Here is an 18,069-nt window from a genome sequence, read left to right as displayed (position 1 = left end):
CGGAGGGGGATGCAGCCCCCTTTCGCGTACCCGGAACCGCTACGCGTCCTTCGGCTTCTCCGGCTTCCTGGGCGGCACCGCCGGAACCTTCAGCAGCGGCAGCCGCAGCGCGCCGAAGGCCTCGGCGGGGACGGCCGGGTTCTTGGGCTCGACGGCCGCGAGCCGTACGTACGCCGCGCCCTGGGCCGGTCGGGGGTCCTCGTCGCCCTTGTTGGGCCACAGCGACATGGCGCGTTCCGCTTGTGCGGTGATGGTGAGGGAGGGATTCACCCCGAGGTTCGCGGAGACCGCCGAACCGTCCACGACCGAGATGCCCGGATGTCCGTACAGACGGTGGTACGGGTCGATGACGCCCTCGTCCGCGCTCGCGCCGATCGGGCAGCCGCCCAGGAAGTGCGCGGTGAGCGGCGTGCCCATCAGCTCGCCGACGTTGCTGCCCGCGAAGCCGTTGATCTCCCGGGCCAGCAGGGTGGCGGCGCGGGTCGCCTCGGGGATCTGCTTGGGGTTGGGCGCACCGTGGCCCTGGCGGGCGGTGAGCAGGCCCTTTCCGATGCCGCCCGGCTTGCGGTACGTCGTCAGGGAGTTGTCCAGGGACTGCATGACGAGCCCGATGATGGTCTTCTCCGACCAGCGGTGGTTGGAGAGGGAGCGCGCGGCGAGGGTGGGGTGCCGCAGCATGTTGACCGCCCAGCCCAGGGCGCGCGGGAACTTCTCCGCGTACGGGACCTGGAGGATGGACATCGCGCCCATGGCGTTGGAGCCCTTGCCGTAGCGGACGGGCTCGATGTGGGTGTTGGCGTCGGGGTGGATCGAGGACGTGATGGCGACGCCCCGGGTGAAGTCGACCCTCCCGGAGCCCTCCGAGGTGCCGAGCTGCGCGCCGTGTGCCGTGCGGTAGCGGCGGTCGGTGGTCTGGGAGCCCACCAGGGCCTCGGAGTTGGTACGGGTCAGCTCGCCCAGCCGCGCCGAGATGCGGGGCAGGTGGCCGCCGTCCTTCATGGCGTGCAGGAGGGTCTGGGTGCCGTACGTCCCGGCCGCGACGACGATCCGGCGGGCCCGGAAGATCCGCCGGGTGCCCTTGCGGCGGGCGTCGGTCGGGGCGGTGGCGACGCGGTAGCCGCCGTCGGGGTGGTCGGAGAGGCCCAGGACCGAGGTCATCGGGTGGATGACGGCACCGGCCTGCTCGGCGAGGTGGAGGTAGTTCTCGTTGAGGGTGTTCTTGGCGCCGTGACGGCAGCCGGTCATGCACTCGCCGCACTCGGTGCACCCCTTGCGAGCAGGGCCTTTGCCACCGAAGTAGGGGTCGGGAACTTCCGCGCCCGGCTGGGACGTTGAGGTGGCATCGGCGTCCCGTCCGTCGCCGTAGAAGACGCCCACCGGGGCGAGATGGAAGGTGTCGCCCACCCCCATCGCCTCGGCGGTCGCCTTCAGGTGGACGTCGGAGGGGGTCATGGTCGGGTTGATGCGCACGCCCAGCATCCGCTTGGCCTGGTCGTAGTACGGAGCGAGTTCGTCCTGCCAGTCGGTGATGCCCGCCCACTGCTGGTCCTCGAAGAAGGGAGCGGGAGGTACGTAGAGGGTGTTGGCGTAGTTCAGCGAACCGCCGCCGACGCCCGCACCTGCCAGGACCATGACATTTCCCAACAGGTGCACGCGCTGGATGCCGAAGAGGCCCAGCGCGGGAGCCCACAGGTAGTTCTTCAGGTCCCAGGAGTTCTTGGGCAGGGAGTCGCGGGTGAAGCGGCGCCCGGCCTCCAGGACGCCGACGCGGTACCCCTTCTCCGTGAGCCGGAGCGCGGAGACGGCGCCGCCGAAGCCGGAGCCGACGACGATCACGTCGTAGTCGAACTCCCCTTCAGCGTCCTGGTTTTGGGCAGAGCTCTCCTCCGACACGTGCACTCCTCGTTCTTTTCGTTCCTTGAAAAGTGAATAGAGAGGCAGAACAGAAGGGGTGGGACGGGACGCCGCCCGCCCCACCCGGGGTCCAGGCCGGTCAGCGCAGGCGCAGTGCCTTCATCGCCTTGAGGCTGGTGGTCATGAAGGCCGCGTACTTCTCGTCGTCCATCCCGAAGGCGGGCGCGAGCGGGATCAGCCGCTGCTGGGCGACGGTCTGCGCCTCGGTGTACTTCAGGATGCCCTCGGAGCCGTGCCGACGGCTCAGCCCGGACTCCTTCATGCCGCCCATGGGGGCCCGGACGCTGGCGTACGCGGGACCGTAGCCCTCGTTGATGTTCACCGTGCCGGTGCGCAGCCGGGAGGCGACGGCGTGGCCGCGCTTGGCGCTCTTGGTCCAGACGCTCGAATTCAGGCCGTACGACGTCCCGTTGGCCTCCGCGATCACCTCGTCCTCGTCGCGGAACCGGTAGATCGAGACGACCGGGCCGAAGGTCTCCTCGCCGCAGACCGCCATCGGGGTCTCGACGCCCTCCAGGACGGTCGGCTCGTAGAAGTACGGGCCGACGTCCGGGCGGGCGGTGCCGCCGGCGAGGACGGTGGCGCCCTTGTTGACGGCCTCCTCGACGTGCCGGGTGACGGTCTCCAGCTGGCGCGGGCCGACCAGGGAGCCCAGGTCCGCGCCGTACGCGAGGGAGTTGCCCAGGCGCATCGCCTTGGTACGGGCCACGAAGCGCTGCACGAAGTCGTCGGCGATCGACTCGTGGACGTACAAACGCTCGATGGAGATGCAGAGCTGTCCGGCGGAGGCGAAGCAGGCACGGACGGCACCGGCGGCGGCCTTCTCCACGTCGGCGTCTTCGAGCACCAGCATGGCGTTCTTGCCGCCGAGTTCGAGGGAGACGCCGACCAGGCGGGCGCCCGCGCCCTGGGCGACCTCGCGGCCGGTGCGGGTGGAGCCGGTGAAGGACACGTAGTCGGCGTGCTGGACGACGGCGGGGCCGACGACCGGGCCCTCGCCGAGGACGACCTGGAAGACCTCCGGCGGCAGGCCCGCCTCGACCAGCAGGTCACGGCCCCACAGGGCGGACAGCGCGGTCTCGGTGTCGGGCTTCATCACCAGGGCGTTGCCCGCGACCAGGGCGGGCAGGCAGTCGCCGACGGACAGCTCGAAGGGGTAGTTCCACGGCGCGATCTGGCCGACGACGCCGCGCGGCTGGCGCTGCTCGGTGACCTTGGTGAGCACCGGGACCGCGCCCGTGTGCCGCTTGGGCTTCAGGTACCCGGGGGCCTGGCGGCCGTAGTGCCGGGCGGCCATCGCGACGGCCTGGATCTCCTCGTGCGCGTGCAGGCGGGCCTTGCCGGTCTCCAGCTGGATCAGGTCGAGGATCTCGGCCTGCCGCTGGAGGACCAGGTCGTGGAAGCGCAGCAGCACGGCGGCGCGCTGCTTGACGGTCAGACCGCCCCAGGCGGGCTGCGCGGCGCGGGCCCGCTCGAAGGCGAGGGCGACGTCCTCGGGGGTGGACTCGGGAAGGTCGGCCAGCTTCTCGCCGGTGAACGGGGCGTGGCTCGCGGTCCGTCCGGAGCCGACCACGCCACGGGTCAGCTGGGCCACCACCTCGGGAGTGACCACGTCGGCCGCGGTGCGCGCGCCGGCCGGCGCGGGGGCCGTGGGGTTGGTGCCGAGGGGTGCCGCGAGGGCCTGCGAGTCCGTCATGCGTGCGAGCGTATTGCGCGCCGGGCACTTTTGGTACCCGTCGGTAACGGCTTTTCACCGGCCCCTCACGACCGCGCCAGCAGTCGCTGGCACATAGCCCCTGATCAGGGGGCTTCCCCGTCCCGGACCCTAGAGATCCAGGATCTTCAGGTTCTTGGTGAAGTCCGCGAAGAGTTGCTCGCCCTCGGCGGCGAACTTGCCCTCGGCCGGCATGGAGACCCGTATCCGCCAGTAGGCGTCCTTCTCCTTGCTGACGACGAAACGCTCGTGCCAGCGGTAGCGGATCGGGTCCTTGTCGGAGGAGTCGGAGGGCTGCGTGAAGTCGACCGTCACGTCGAAGGCGGGCTTGCCCTGCTGAGTGGTGTCCTTCGAGGTCACCTTGGCGTTGTCGATCTCGTTCCGGTTGGCCCCGCCCTGCTGGTAGTGCGCCGTCCAGGCCGCGCGGGTCGGCTGGACGTCGGTCTTGGACAGCCCACTGATCTTGGCCCGCTCCACGGTCACCCAGTAGACGTTGCCCGGCTCGCGGTAGGACTCCATCGTGTCGTTGTTGTCGTCCGTCGACTCGTAGTCCTTGGGCAGGTAGATGTCCGCGGTGACGCTCTGGAGCGCCCGGCGCACCTCCCAGCCCTCCGGCGGCTCGTCGCCCGCGAAGGGGTTCAGCAGCACGAGCACGAGGGCGAGCGCCACGACGACGACCCCGCCGAGCAGCCCGAATCTGGCCTTCTTGCTGCGCTGGAGCACCGGCGGCACCCAGTCCGACGTACCGCCCGGCTGCATCACCCGGGTCGGCGCGGACGGGGGCGGCGGCGCCTGGCCCGTCGCCTTCTCCAGCGCCTGGCGCACCTCGGCCGGGGACGGCCGGGCCGCCGGGTCCTTGTGCAGCAGCCGCATGACCAGCGCCCCGAAGGCCCCGGAGCCCCGGGCGGGCGTCTGCGGTTCGGCGGAGAGGACGGCCTGGAGGGTGGCGGGGGTGTTGGAGCGCCGGTACGGGGACATGCCCTCGACCGCCGCGTACAGCACCACGCCCAGCGACCACAGGTCGGAGGCGGGCCCGGGGCGCTGCCCCAACACCCGCTCCGGGGCGATGAATTCGGGCGAGCCGACGAACCCGCCGGTCTCGGTGAGCCCCTGCTCGCCCTCCACCTGGGCGATGCCGAAGTCGCTCAGGACGACCCGCTCGCCCTGCCCGAGCATGACGTTGTCGGGCTTGACGTCGCGGTGCAGCACCCCGGCCTGGTGGGCGGCGGTCAGCGCGCCGAGCACGGCGAGGCCGATGCGGGCGGCCTCCCGCACGTCGAGGGTGCCCTCCTGGAGGCGGTCGGCCAGCGAGTGGCCCTGGATCAGCTCCATCACGATCCACGGCTTGCCGCCCTCGACCACCACGTCGTGCATGGTGACCACGGAGGGGTGGTCGATCCGGGCGGCGGCCCGCGCCTCGCGCTGCATGCGCAGATAGACGTTCTGCCGGTCCCGCTCGGGGAGGTGGTCGGGGACGCGGGGCTCCTTCACCGCGACGTCCCGGTCCACGATCTCGTCGTGCGCCCGCCAGACCGTACCCATGCCGCCGTGCCCCAGCCGCGAGACCAGGCGGTAGCGGCCGCCGATGGTGCGGCCCGACTCCGGATCGGTCAACTGGGTGGCAGGGGTGGGCACATGGGCGTGCGGGGAGCCGTTCGGCTGCTGCGGCACCTGGGCCGGTGCGGGCTGCCCGGCCTCGTACGCCTGCGTGGGCTGACCGGTCCCGTGCGACTGCGCGGGCTGCTGCTGTGGTGCGTTCGGCGGTTGGAGCCCGTAACTGGTGGGCTCGTACGCCTGTCCCCCGTCGTTCGTCATGCACCCATCCTGACGGGTGCGCACCGAACGGTGCCACTGGGGTGATTGAGCGATGCAGAGCCGTGACCGTGTCAACACCCCAGCGCCACGGGCCCCGCAGGACGGCTACGGCTTGACCCGCCAGCCCCGCTTCAGGACCTCGAAGCGCTCCTTGGTCACCTCGCGCTCGCTGGCGGGCCCGGTGACGTACAACGCGTACTCGGGACCGGACTTGTCGATGTAGAGCATGTCCATCGCAAAGCGGGCCCCTGGCGTCCTGCCCTTCTCGCTGAAGGTGAACTCCAGGATGCCGCTGTCCTGGTCGCGGTAGGTGTCCTGCTCCAGGCGCTCCCGCCGGAAGTTGGGCAGGTTGCTGATGTTCTTCTCCAGCTGGACCAGGTGGTCGTAGGGGTTGCTGTAGTCGGGCGTGGGGTCGACGTTGATGCGGATCATGTGGCGGCCGTTGTCCGGCGTGTAGTCGTACTGGCCCTGACCGGTCTGCACCCGCTTCCAGCCCTCCGGCACGGGCAGGCTGAACCTGGTCTCGTTCCGCACGCTCCAACCGTCCGGGAGGGAGCCCTCCTTGGGCTTGGGCGTGCCCGTGTCCTTCTCCTTGGTGGGCTCGTTGCCGCCGCCCTGCTGCCCCGAGACGGTGGCGGCCCGGTCGCCGCCGGTGGCGGAGTCGTCGTTCTTCCACTGGAGGATGCCGAAGACGGCCCCGCCGCCGATGACCGCCGCCGCCAGCACCACGGCCAGCACCTTCCCGGTCCGCTTCCGCTGCGAAGGCGACGACGGCGACGGCGACGGCGACCCCGGGTAAGGAGCCGACGGCGCGACGTACCCCTGCGGCGGGGTGTGCCCGGTCGACGGGTGCTGGTAGGCGTGCGGGTACTGATGGGGCGCCGGTACGTTCTCCACGCCCCGCACCGGCTGCGGTGTCGTCGGCGGCATCGGCGTCGCGGAGCGCAGTTCGTCCGGGGACACCTGCCGCGTCGGCACGTACTCCTGCGCCGCCCGGGGCCGCCGCCCCTCCCGCGCCTCGCGCAGCATCTGCTCCGTCTCGGCCGCCGAGGGGCGTTCGTGGGCCTCCTTGCGCAGCAGCGCGGTGATCACCGGGGCCAGCGCCCCCGCGTTGTACGACGGTGACGGGTCCTCCGCCACCACCGCCTGCATGGTGCTGATCGGCGAGGTCCTGCGGAACGGCGAGCGCTCCTCGACCGCCGTGTACAGCGTCGCGCCCAGCGCCCACAGGTCGGAGGCCGGACCCGGGTCCTCGCCCCGGATCCGCTCGGGGGCCAAGTAGTCCAGCGAGCCGACCAGTTCGCCGGTCCTGGTGATCGTCGAGTCGCCCTCGATGGCGGCGATCCCGAAGTCGGTGAGCAGCACCCGGCCGTCCCTGGCCAGCATCACGTTGCCCGGCTTCACGTCCCGGTGCAGCACCCCGACGGTGTGCGCGGCCCGCAGCGCGGCCAGGACCTGGAGGCCGATCCGGGCGCCCTCCTCCGGGGAGACGCTGCCGGTCTCCTTGAGCGCATCCGCGAGGGAGGGCCCGTCGACGTACTCCATGACGATCCACGGGCGATCGTCGTGGTCCAGCACGTCGTGCACGGTGACGACGCCGGGGTGGTTGATGCGGGCGGCGGCCCGCGCCTCCTTCTGGGTGCGGGCGTGCAGCACGATCCGGTCGGCCTCGGCCGCGTACAGCCCGGCCCGCAACTCCTTGACGGCGACGGTGCGGTGCAGCACCTCGTCGCGGGCCCGCCAGACCCGGCCCATGCCGCCGCTGCCCAGGACCTCGCCCAGCCGGTAGCGCCCGGCGAGCAGTTCGCCCGTCTGCGTTCCGCTTCCGGCGCCGTCCCGCTGCGTTCCGCTTCCCGCGCCGTCCCGCTGCGTTCCGCTTCCGGCCCTGTCCGTCGCGTTCCTGCCGCCGCCCGTGTTCTCTGCGTGCTCCACGATCCCGCCCACCGCCCCGTGTCTCGGCAACCCAGGTTACGGATCGGGGGTGCGGGCGGGGAACACAGGGCCGATCACGAGACCGCACCGTGATGCCGTGTTCCGTGACGAACGCTAGGAAGTCGGGCGGTAGTGCGGGGCCGCCGCCTCGTAGACCCGGTCGACCTCGTCGCGCTGCGACTCCGGCCCGATGACCTGGATGACGTGGTACTTCTCGTTGAAGATCATCACGCGGTTGCGGACGAAGACCCACCGGGTGGTGCGGTCACGCCACTTGAACTGCCCCTCGGCACCGGCCTGTTGACCGACACCGATGCTGCGCAGCCCCTCGCTGGCGGCCCAGGTGGAGTCGCGCAGCGGCTGCGTCTCGGGCTCCGACTTGAGCTGGTACTCCATCGGGTCGGGGCCCATCTTCTGGACGGTGTCCCGGCCCGGCACGACGACGACCTCGATGTCGCCGTTGTAGTAGCGCACCTGCCCGTTGCTGCCCGCCTCGCGCCGCCAGTCCTTGCCGACCGCGATCTCGAAGCCCTTCGGGTCCTTGACCAGGCTGAACCCGTTGGGCAGCCCGGAGTCCGCGGTCCGCTCCGGGGGCGGCGCGGGCTCGGAGGCCCTGCCGGACTCCTTCGGCGGCTTGTTCGCGGACGTCGGCGCGGGCGCGGGCTGTTGGGGTTGCGGGGTCTGCTGGGGCTGCTCGGGCTCCTGGGACTGGGCGGGCTGGCCGCTGCCGGTGTTCTGGCCGTTCGCCGCCCCCTCGTCCTTCGGCAGGAACTTCACCGCGTACACCACGGCCGCCGCCAGCAGCGCGAGCACCAGGATGAGCAGCCACCGCCCCAGCGAGCGCGGCTGCTTGGCGCCGATCCGCGGCTCGCGAGGGCCGCGCGGCGCCTTGGGCGGCCGGGCGGGCGCGGCCTTCGCCGCCCCCTTGGGCTGCTTGTGCCGGTGGCGTCCCGCGTTGGCGGCGTTCTTCCCCTTGCCCTTCCGTTTGCGGACGAGTTCGCCCCGGCGGCGGACGATCGGCAGCCGCGTGGCATCGGGCGGCGACGGCACCGGAACGACCTTGGTGCCCGCCTCCGGCTCCGGCGCGGAGCGCACCAGCGAGCGCAGCCAGCCGCGCAGTTCCTCGAAGTCGGGCCGCTCGGTGGGGTCCTGGCGCAGGAGCGACTCCACGACGGGCCGCAGCGGGCCGCAGTCCTCCGCGAACGCGGGCGGCTCGGCGCACACCATCTGCACCAGCTCGGCCGCGTTGTCCTCCGGGTACGGCGCATGCCCCTGCACGACGCGGAACAGCAGCGCGCCGAGCGCCCACAGGTCGGTGGCGGGCCCGATCGGCGGGGCCAGCTGCCAGTTGACGTGCACCGGGCCCGCCTGCTCGGGCGCCCACCGCTCGGTGACCGCGCCGACCACGTTGATACGGGTCTGCCGGGCGCGCTCGGCGGCCAGCGGGGTGCTGGGGCCCCGGTAGGGCAGCCCGGCGATGACGTCGTCCCACCGGCCGCCGCCGCTCTTCGGTGTCCGCTCGGACTTCTGGCCGGGCACGGGGAGTTGCGTGCGGGCCGGGTGGGGTCCGCCCTGTGCCGGTACGGGGCGGCCGTGGCGCATGTCGTCGGCGCGCAGGGCCTCGCCGCCCGCCCCGCCGCCGCCCCGGGGCACCGCGCCGTGCCAGCCCGCGCCGGGTGCGGCCTCCCCGGCGCGCTCGACGCCGGTGCCGCTCGTCGTCGTACGGGAAGCGTCAGACGTACGGGAGACCTCGGTCGTACGGGAGGACTCGGGCGTACGGGACGGCTCGGACGTACGGGACGGCTCGGGGGCGCGGGAAGGCCCGGGGGCGCGGGACGGTGCGCCCGGTGCCGGGCCCGTCGGGCGGCCGATCGTGTCGGTGTACGGGGAGACCGCGCCCGGGCGTTGGCCCAGCGGGGACACGGCGGGCATGCGGGGGCGGTCCGGCGGGTCGCCGTAAGGGGAGATCGGGCCGGTGCCCGCGCCGTAGTCCGAGGCGGGCGGCCGTGCGCCGTTCTGGTCCTCCACCGGGCCCGGGCCCGGGCCCCGGCCCTGGTCCTGGAGGTAGGGGCTGCGGGCCGGGTCGGCCTGGCGGCGCTGCTCCTCGGTGGCCTGGACGGCCGCCCGCGCGCCCGCCCGGTAGGCCGCTATGGCTCCGGCCCTGGCGGCCCGGGGGTCCTGCTCGGGGGCCTGCTCGTCGCTGCGGAAGGCGGTGGGGAGCGCCGGGAGCGCGGGCTGCGGGGCAGTGTCGTCCTCGCCGGGGGCGACATGCCCGCGCGGCACCGGAATCGCGCCGTCCGACCAGCCGCCGTCCTGCGCACCGGGGTCGGCGGGGGCCCGGCCGGGGATCGGCGCGTACCCGCACAGGGCCTCCTCGGCGGCGCCCGCCGCGAGGCCGGTGAGCACGATGCGGCCGTCGTCGCAGACCAGCACGGTGCGGACGGTGATGTTGCGGTGGGTCCAGCCGTGGGCGTGCAGCACGCGCAGCGCGGTCAGCACGTCGGAGGCGACCTCGGCGGCCCGGTAGGGGCTGAGCGGGGCCTCGGCGAGGAGGGCGGCGAGCGGCCGGGCGGAGACCAGCTCGCTGACGATCCACAGCGAGCCGTCCTCCTGGAAGACGTCGTAGACCTGGTCTATCCGGGGGTGGTCGGGGATCTGCGCGACGGCCTGCACGGCCTCGACGGCGCGCAGCACGGTGGGGTCGGTGGAGCGGGGCGGCGAGCCGCGACCGGTGACGCTGCGCCGGTGGACCGGGGCGCCGTCGGCGTCGAGGAACTCGGCGTCCACCACCTCCGGCAGCGGCACCTGCCGGACCAGGACCTCCTGGCCGCTGTAGGTGTCGAAGGCGCGGGTCTCCACGAGGTCGTACTCGTCGGAGGGCGGCAACGGCAGACGGTAGCGATCGGCAAGCACCCGTCCCGCGTACTCGTCCACGACGCCTCCCCCATGTGCGTGCTCGCCCGCCGCTCCTGACCGGCGGGGCTGTCCACCGAGACCTCAGGGACCTTCCGAAACCATCAATTCCGGTCGTTTACCGGCCAATTGCGGCTGCGTACGGTCCACGAGGTCTCACGATACGTGGCAATACCCCGTTGCGCGGTGGTGTCACCCCATCCCGCTGAAGCGGTTCTCCCGGGCGGCGTCAGCCGGTCGGCTTGAACGTGGCGAAGGCGGTGTCGCGGAGCTGCTTGCACTCGGGGCCGTCCCAGGCGTCGGCCGGGCAGCTCACCATGATCGAGTAGCCGCGCTTGTCGTCGACCTTGAAGCCCCGGTTGAGGACGTGGATCCGCCGGCCCTGCTGGGTGCGCTCGAAGTGCCAGTCGGCGGTAGTGGGGTAGCCGTTGTAGTTGACCGGGTCGATGCCGATCTGCTTGAAGTCCTTGCTGGAGGCGCCGACGGAGGCGACCGCGCCGAGCCAGGCGGCGGCCGCGTTGGGGCCGGGCTTGGCGTTGAAGTCGACCTGGACGCGCGGGAATCCGCCGTCCTTGCTGTATATGCCGCCCGAGTTCTGGCCCGCTATGGCCGTGCGGTGGAAGCCCTCGGGCATCGCCATCGTGAAGTGGAACCGGTCGTCGGAGACCGTCGTGAAGCCCGCGGGGGCCGCGCCGTCGGCGGGCTTGCCGGTGTCCGGGGTGCCGGAGGGCTTGGCCGCGCCCGTGCCCCCGGTGCCCTTCTCGGGCGCGGTGCTGTCCTTGTCCTTGGCCGGGTCCTTGCCCTTCGCGGGGTCCTTGTCCGGGTTCTTGGCGTCGCCGCCGGCGGTCGTGCCGCTGGTCTGTGTGGCGCCCTTGCCGCTGGTGCCGCCGTCGGGGTCGTTGCCGCTGAGGGCGATGGCGATCACCGTGCCGATGACGGCCAGGACCGCGACCAGCGCGACCACGAGGAGGACCTTCTTGCGCGCCTCGGGCGTCATCCCGCCGGTCGTCCCCGGCGACATCCCGCCGGAACCGGAACCCGTGCCGCCGGACTGGAGCGCGGCGGTGGCCGCGCCCGCAGCTGCGGGACCGGCCACCGCGGGGGCGACCGGAGCTGCCGCCGCGGCGGCGGCCGCGGTGGGCTTCTTGGCCTTGGGGGCCTTGGGCGTGCGGGGGGCGGCCTTCTCCGCGGGCAGGGGCGGAAGCGGAACCAGCTTCGTGGCGTCGGAGCGGGCCAGTTCGTCCCCGGCGGCGTCCGCCTCGTCGAGCCGGACCAGCACGTCGTTCAGCAGGGCGCGCGCGCCCGCGTCGTCGAGCCGCTGCTCCGGGTCCTTGGCCAGCAGCCCGTAGATGACGTCCTCCAGCGGGCCCGCGTGCTTGGGCGGGTCCACCGGCTCGGTCATCACGGCGGTCAGGGTGGCGATCGCCGAGCCCTTGTCGTACGGCGGAACGCCTTCCACCGAGGCGTAGATGAGCCCGCCGAGCGACCACATGTCGGCGGCGGGGCCGGGCTTGTGGCCGCGCGCCCGCTCCGGGGAGATGTACGAGGGGGCGCCGACGAGCATGCCGGTGGAGGTGATCGAGGGGTCGCCCTCGACCTGGGCGATGCCGAAGTCGGTCAGGACGACCCGGCCGTCCTCGGCGATCAGTACGTTGGAGGGTTTGACGTCGCGGTGCAGGATGCCCTGGCGGTGGGCGGCGCGCAGCACGTCGAGGATGGCGAGGCCGACCTCGGCGGCGCGACGGGGCGTCAGCAGGCCGTCCTCGCGGATGGCTTCGGCGAGGGACTTGCCCTCGATCAGCTCCATCACGATCCAGGGCCGGTCGTCCTCGTCGACGACGTCGAAGACGGTGACCGCGCCGTGGTTGCGGATGCGGGCGATCGCCTTGGCCTCGCGCAGGGTGCGGGTGATCAGGCGGCGCTTCTCGTCCTCGTCGATGGCGGTGGGGAAGCGCAGCTCCTTGACGGCGACGGTCCTGCCCAGGGTCTCGTCCACCGCACGCCACACGGTGCCCATGCCGCCGCGGCCGAGCACGTCCCCGAGCCGGTACCGCCCGGCCAGCAGCCGCCCCTCGACCTCCTTGGAGGTGTCGGACGCCGCATCCTTGGCCGCCTCGGCCGCAGCCTCCTCCGACCCGGCCCCGCCCTTGCGGACATCAACGGGCTTGGCAGCACCCGCCTGGGCGTCGGCGGGCTTGGTACCGGGTCCTTGGGCGTCGCCGGCCTTGGCAGCACCCGCCTGGGCGCCGACGGGCCTGGCACCGGGTCCCTGAGCGTCGGCGGGCTCGGCATCGGGTCCCTGAGCGGCGACCGGCTTGGCAGCACCCGCCTGGGCGCCGACGGGCCTGGCACCGGGTCCCTGAGCGTCGGCGGGCTCGGCACCGGGTCCCTGAGCGGCGACCGGCTTGGCAGCACCCGCCTGGGCGCCGGCGGGCCTGGCACCGGGTCCCTGGGCGTCGGCGGGCTTGGCGTCGCGCGCCTGGGCGTCGTCCGCCCCGGCGCCGGACGCCCCCTGGGCGTCCGAGGCCTGAGCCTCGACCGGCTTGGCGTCGCGCGCCTGGACACCGACGGACTCGGCACCGGGCCCCTGAGCGGCGACCGGCTTGGCACCACGTGCCCGGGCGTCGTCCGCCTCGGCACTGGACGCCCCCCGGGCGTCGGGTCCCTGAGCCTCGACCGGCTTGACGCCGCGCGCCCGCACGCCGCCGGACGTGGCACCGCGCGCCGGACCACCGGCGGACCTGGGGTCCGACGCCTGGCCGTCACGCGCCTGGGCGTCGGCACCGGCTCCAGCCCCGGCACCGGCCCCGGCACCGGCGTCACGCTCAGCGGCCGCTCCCGGCTCGGCGGTGTCTCCCGCCTCGGGGGTCTTCCCGCCCCCGGCCCCGCGCGCTCCGGCCGCACCGGACGCCCCCGCACCCCGTGCGGACCGCGCGCCCGGCACCTTGGCGTCGGTCACGGCCGTGTCGCCGGCCGCCTGCCGGGCGGACGGTGACGCGGCATCACCCTTCGGGGCGTCACCCTTCGGGGCGTCGGCCTTCGCCCGGTCCCCGGAGGGCGCACTCGTCCCGGTGTCCCGCTTCCCGCCGGACACGGCATCCCGCTTCTTGTCGGACACGGCATCCTGCGTGCTCTTCCGCGACTGCTCCGGCTCGTCCGACATGCGTCCCCTCTGCGATCCCTGATCTTCGCCCCGCGCCCCGGCCGTACACACATGCACGCACTCGTACTCACTCGTACGCACTTGTACGCACATGTCGCAGACTTCTCGGCAGCGTCCCCGGCGATGCGGCAACCCGCCCTGGCAGAGCCCCCATTGTCCCCCACGCGCGGACCGCCAACACCCCCGGGGCGCAACGGACAACCGCCGCACCCCGCACCCGCTCTCCCGTGCGGACCTCCCGTACGGATATCCCGTCAGATACCCGTACGGAATCCGCCCGGACCGGGGCCCGGTCCCTCACACCGCCCCTACAGCGGCACGATGTCCGGCGCGCCCAGCCGGGCCGCGTCCGCCGTCAGGTCGTCGGGCTGGCGCTGCGACTCGCGCTCGGCCTCCACCCGCTTCTGGTAGTGCTCCACCTCCCGCTCCACCTGCCCCTTGTCCCACCCCAGCACCGGCGCCATCAGCTCCGCGCACTCCAGCGCGCTGAGCGTGCCCCGGTCGAAGGTCTCGATGGAGATCCGGGTGCGCCGGGTCAGCACGTCGTCCAGGTGCCGGGCCCCCTCGTGCGAGGCGGCGTAGACGACCTCCGCCCTGAGGTAGTCGTCGGCGCCGGTCAGCGGCTCGCCCAGGCTCGGGTCCCCGGCGATCAGCTCCAGCACCTCCTCCGCCAGTGATCCGTACCGGTTCAGCAGGTGCTCCACCCGCACCACGTGCAGCCCGGTCCGGGTGGCGATCCTGGCCCGCGCGTTCCACATCGCCCTGTAGCCCTCGGCCCCGGCCAGCGGCACGTCCTCGGTGACGCACTCCGCGACCCGTACGTCCAGCGCGTGCACGGCCTCGTCGACGGCGTCCTTGGCCATCACCCGGTACGTCGTGTACTTGCCGCCCGCGACCACCACCAGGCCCGGCACCGGGTGCGCGACCGTGTGCTCCCGGGAGAGCTTGCTGGTGGCGTCCGACTCCCCGGCCAGCAGCGGCCGCAGACCCGCGTACACCCCCTGCACGTCGTCGCGGGTCAGCGGAACGGCCAGCACGGAATTCACATGCTCCAGCAGATAGTCGATATCCGCGCTGGAGGCCGCCGGATGTGCTTTGTCGAGATCCCAATCGGTGTCCGTCGTTCCGACAATCCAGTGCCTTCCCCATGGAATGACGAAAAGGACCGATTTCTCGGTGCGCAAAATCAATCCGGTCGAAGAATGAATTCGGTCTTTCGGGACGACCAAATGAATTCCCTTGGAAGCCCGGACGTGGAACTGCCCGCGTTCCCCGATGAGCGCCTGGGTGTCGTCGGTCCACACCCCGGTCGCGTTCACCACCTGCTTGGCGCGGATCTCGTACTCGCCCTGCGCCTCCACGTCCTGCACCCGCACGCCCACGACCCGCTCGCCCTCGCGCAGGAAGCCGATCACCCGGGCCCGGTTGGCGACGTGCGCGCCGTAGGCGGCGGCCGTCCGCACCAGGGTCGCGACATAACGGGCGTCGTCCATCTGCGCGTCGTAGTACTGGAGGGCCCCGGTCAGGGCGTCCTTCTTCAACGCCGGTGCCACCCGCAGTGCGTGCCGCCGCGTCAGGTGACGGTGCATCGGCAGGCCGCGCCCGTGCCCCGACGACACCGACATCGCGTCGTAGAGCGCCACGCCCGAGCCCGCGTACCACCGCTCCCACCCCTTGTGCTGGAGGGGGTAGAGGAACGGCACCGGCTTCACCAGGTGCGGGGCGAGCCGCTCAAGCAGCAGCCCCCGCTCCTTCAGTGCTTCCCGTACGAGTGCGAAGTCGAGCATCTCCAGATAGCGCAGGCCGCCGTGGATCAGCTTGCTGGAGCGGCTGGAGGTGCCCGAGGCCCAGTCGCGGGCCTCGACCAGACCGGTGGACAGGCCCCGGGTCACGGCGTCCAGCGCCGTGCCCGCACCGACCACGCCCGCGCCCACCACCAGCACGTCCAGTTCCCGCTCGGCCATCGCGGCGAGCGCCGCCTCGCGCTCGGCCGGTCCCAGTGTCGCTGTCCTCACTGCTGCCTCCCGTGGTGCGGTTGGTGCGATTGGTGCGGCTGGTGCGGTGCTCTGGACGGATGGAGACCCGGACCACTGCACCGATTCTCTCCGCAGCGCGCTGCTTCAGCCACTGCCTGTGGACAACGGGGGACGGCCCGCGTCGCAAATCCCCCATCACGGTCATATTTACGCCTAGTCTGACATTTCTTCGGCTCGAACTGTCCACAGCGGTTGCGCACCGGCCCACCCTCGGTTAAGGGCGGACCCGGTGCCCCCTGCGGACTCAAGGGAAGGACGGCTCACGCCATGCCCGCAGATCTCGCCGTCATCGGACTCGGTCACCTCGGTCTCCCCCTCGCCCAGGCCGCCGTCGCCGCCGGCATCGCCACCATCGGTTACGACACCGATCCGCGCGCCGTCGCCGAGCTCGCGGCGGGCCGCCCGCCGGTCGAGGGCTCGCTCTCCGCCGCCGAGATCCGCCGGATGCTCGCCCGGGGATTTCGCCCCACCACCGACCCCGCCGAGCTGGGCCGGGTCCGTACCGCCGTGATCTGCGCCCCCACCCGGATCGGCCCGGACCGCACCCTCGACCTGTCCGCCGTCGAGGCCGCCGCCCGCACGCTCGCCGCCCGGCTGCGCCCGCACACCACCGTGCTGCTGGAATCGGCCGCCTACCCCGGCGCCACCGAAGAATTCCTGCGCCCCCTCCTGGAACAGGGCTCCGGGCTGCGGGCCGGCCGCGACTTCCACCTCGCCCACTCCCCCAGCCGCCTGGACCCCGGCAACCGCACCCACGACTACGCCCACACCCCCAAGGTGATCGGCGGCCTCACCCCCGCCTGCACCGAGTCCGCCGCCGCCTTCTACGGCCGCCTCACCGACAAGGTCGTCCGGGCCAGGGGCCCCCGCGAGGCCGAGACCGTCTCCGTACTGGAGACCAACTACCGGCACGTCAACATCGCCTTCGCCAACGAGATGGCCGTCCTCTGCCACGACCTCGGCGTCGACCTCTGGGACGTCATCCGCTGCGCCGAGACCAAGCCCTACGGCTTCCAGGCCTTCCGCCCCGGGCCCGGCGTCGGCGGCCACAGCCTCCCCCTCGACCCCAACTACCTCTCGTACAACAGCCGCACCCCCGGCCACCCGCTGCGCATGGTCGGACTCGCCCAGGAGATCAACGGGCGGATGCCCGCGTACGTCATCCAGCGCTGCGCCACCCTCCTCAACGAGCACGGCAAGTCCGCCCGCGGCGCCCGCGTCCTGCTGCTCGGCGTCTCCTACAAGCCCGACCTCGCCGACCAGGAGAACTCCCCCGCCCCCGAAATCGCCTCCCGGCTGCGCGACATGGGCGCCCACCTCACCTACCACGACCCGCACGTCCCGCACTGGCGCGTGCGCGACGTCCCGGTCCCGCGCGCCGACTCCCTCTACGAGGCGGCCGCGGCGGCGGACCTGACGATCCTGCTCCAGAACCACCGGACGTACGACCTCCAGGGCCTGGCCGTGAAGGCCCAACTCCTCCTGGACACCCGGGGCGCGAGCCCGGCGGGCGCGGCGCACCGGCTCTGACCAGCAGCTTCCGCCTCCTGCCCGGCTGCAAAATCCTGTGCAAGTCCGCAAGAAAGGGCTTGCCTTTACACTCCCTTCACAACCTATGATCCGGCGGTGTCTCCTGCTCCGCCGTCCTCACGGCCCCAGTTCGACTACCTGGTCTACTCACCCCCGCTCGCCCGCGTCCGCCACCTCACCGGCGCCCGGGACTGGCACGGCCTGGTCCGGTACTTCGCCGCACTCGACCACACCGACGAAGAGGCGGCCGCCTGCGGGGTCGTGGCCGACACCCCCGGCAGCGAAACGTTCCTGCGCCAGGTGGCCGACCAGTACCCCGGCGAGCCGCTGCCCCGCGCCCTGCTGGCGGACCGGCTGATCATGGTGGGCTGGGACATCCGCAGCGGAGCCCGTGCCCAGGACGTGACGGCGTCTCAGTTCGACCAGTTCCACGCCCACTTGCGACAGGCCGAACAGCTCCTCATCGAACTGTGCGCCGAGCACCCCACCTACGCGCTCGGCTGGTTCCTGCGCGGCATCACCGCCCGCGGCCTGGAACTCGGCCAGAGCGAAGCCCGCCGCCGGTACGACCGGCTCGCCGCCCACCACCCGCACCACTTCCCGGCGCAGCGGCAGCTGTTGCAGCAGCTGTGCCCCAAGTGGGGCGGCTCCTGGGAGGCCGCACACGCCTTCGCCGAGTCCTGCGCGCAGGCCGCGCCGCCCGGCAGCCACAGTCCCGCCGTCGTCGCCGAGGCCCACTTCGAGCACTGGTGCGCCCTGGACGGCAACGAGGCGACCGCCTATCTGCGCCGCCCCGACGTCCGCGACTCGCTGCTGAACGCGGCCGACAAGTCCGTGCTGCACCCGGCCTTCCGGCCCGGTTTCCACGGCGTCACCACGCACAACTACTTCGCGTTCGCGCACTCCGTCGCGGGCCGCCACGCCGAGGCCGCCCCGCACTTCCGCGCGCTCGGCAACTGCGCCGACGAGCACCCGTGGCTGTTCCTCCCCGGCCACGACGCCGCCGCCGCGTTCACCAAGCACCGCGCGTCCGCGCTCGGGAGAGGCTGACT

Annotated in this window: 9 protein-coding genes; 2 read left to right on the top strand and 7 right to left on the bottom strand. The window is 72.9% G+C overall.

Annotation, left to right across the window (positions count from 1 at the left end; all coding sequences use genetic code 11):
* Nucleotides 1–39 precede the first annotated feature (39 nt).
* From ACIO3O_RS05425 to ACIO3O_RS05395, 7 genes are all read right to left on the bottom strand, one after another.
* A complete protein-coding gene (locus tag ACIO3O_RS05425; RefSeq protein WP_401742222.1) occupies nucleotides 40–1,893 on the bottom strand; it encodes a GMC oxidoreductase in 1,854 nt (617 codons plus the stop codon).
* A 100-nt stretch (nucleotides 1,894–1,993) separates the two neighbouring features.
* Nucleotides 1,994–3,610 carry a succinic semialdehyde dehydrogenase gene (locus ACIO3O_RS05420; protein WP_401742220.1) on the bottom strand — a complete coding sequence of 539 codons (1,617 nt, stop codon included), beginning with the start codon at nucleotides 3,608–3,610 and terminating at the stop codon, nucleotides 1,994–1,996.
* A gap of 129 nt (nucleotides 3,611–3,739) precedes the next feature.
* Entirely contained in the window at nucleotides 3,740–5,443 is a 1,704-nt protein-coding gene (locus ACIO3O_RS05415; RefSeq protein ID WP_401742219.1) for a serine/threonine-protein kinase, read from the bottom strand.
* Between the two features lie 105 nt (nucleotides 5,444–5,548).
* Nucleotides 5,549–7,246 (bottom strand): serine/threonine-protein kinase, encoded by a 1,698-nt coding sequence (locus ACIO3O_RS05410; protein WP_401743373.1) that lies wholly within the window; start codon nucleotides 7,244–7,246, stop codon nucleotides 5,549–5,551.
* A 243-nt stretch (nucleotides 7,247–7,489) separates the two neighbouring features.
* Nucleotides 7,490–10,309: a protein kinase gene (locus tag ACIO3O_RS05405; RefSeq protein ID WP_401742217.1), complete on the bottom strand. Its 2,820-nt coding sequence runs from the start codon at nucleotides 10,307–10,309 to the stop codon at nucleotides 7,490–7,492.
* 208 nt (nucleotides 10,310–10,517) lie between these two features.
* The gene (locus ACIO3O_RS05400; protein ID WP_401742214.1) at nucleotides 10,518–13,451 is read right to left on the bottom strand and encodes a protein kinase; all 2,934 of its coding nucleotides are present in this window, start codon (nucleotides 13,449–13,451) and stop codon (nucleotides 10,518–10,520) included.
* Between the two features lie 308 nt (nucleotides 13,452–13,759).
* Complete coding sequence (locus ACIO3O_RS05395) at nucleotides 13,760–15,466, bottom strand: glycerol-3-phosphate dehydrogenase/oxidase (RefSeq protein ID WP_401742213.1); 1,707 nt, start codon at nucleotides 15,464–15,466, stop codon at nucleotides 13,760–13,762.
* 288 nt (nucleotides 15,467–15,754) lie between these two features.
* Here ACIO3O_RS05395 and ACIO3O_RS05390 point away from each other — a divergent pair, with 288 nt between their 5' ends.
* Together ACIO3O_RS05390 and ACIO3O_RS05385 are read left to right on the top strand one after the other, a co-directional pair.
* Nucleotides 15,755–17,017, top strand: a complete 1,263-nt coding sequence (locus ACIO3O_RS05390) for a nucleotide sugar dehydrogenase (protein ID WP_401742210.1) — start codon at nucleotides 15,755–15,757, stop codon at nucleotides 17,015–17,017.
* A gap of 96 nt (nucleotides 17,018–17,113) precedes the next feature.
* Nucleotides 17,114–18,067: a hypothetical protein gene (locus ACIO3O_RS05385; RefSeq protein WP_401742208.1), complete on the top strand. Its 954-nt coding sequence runs from the start codon at nucleotides 17,114–17,116 to the stop codon at nucleotides 18,065–18,067.
* Nucleotides 18,068–18,069 lie beyond the last annotated feature (2 nt).

The organism is Streptomyces sp. NPDC087440, from assembly GCF_044744005.1.
Taxonomy (GTDB): domain Bacteria; phylum Actinomycetota; class Actinomycetes; order Streptomycetales; family Streptomycetaceae; genus Streptomyces.
Note: the sequence above shows the minus strand (reverse complement) of the source record. Positions and strands in the feature narration are given on the sequence as shown.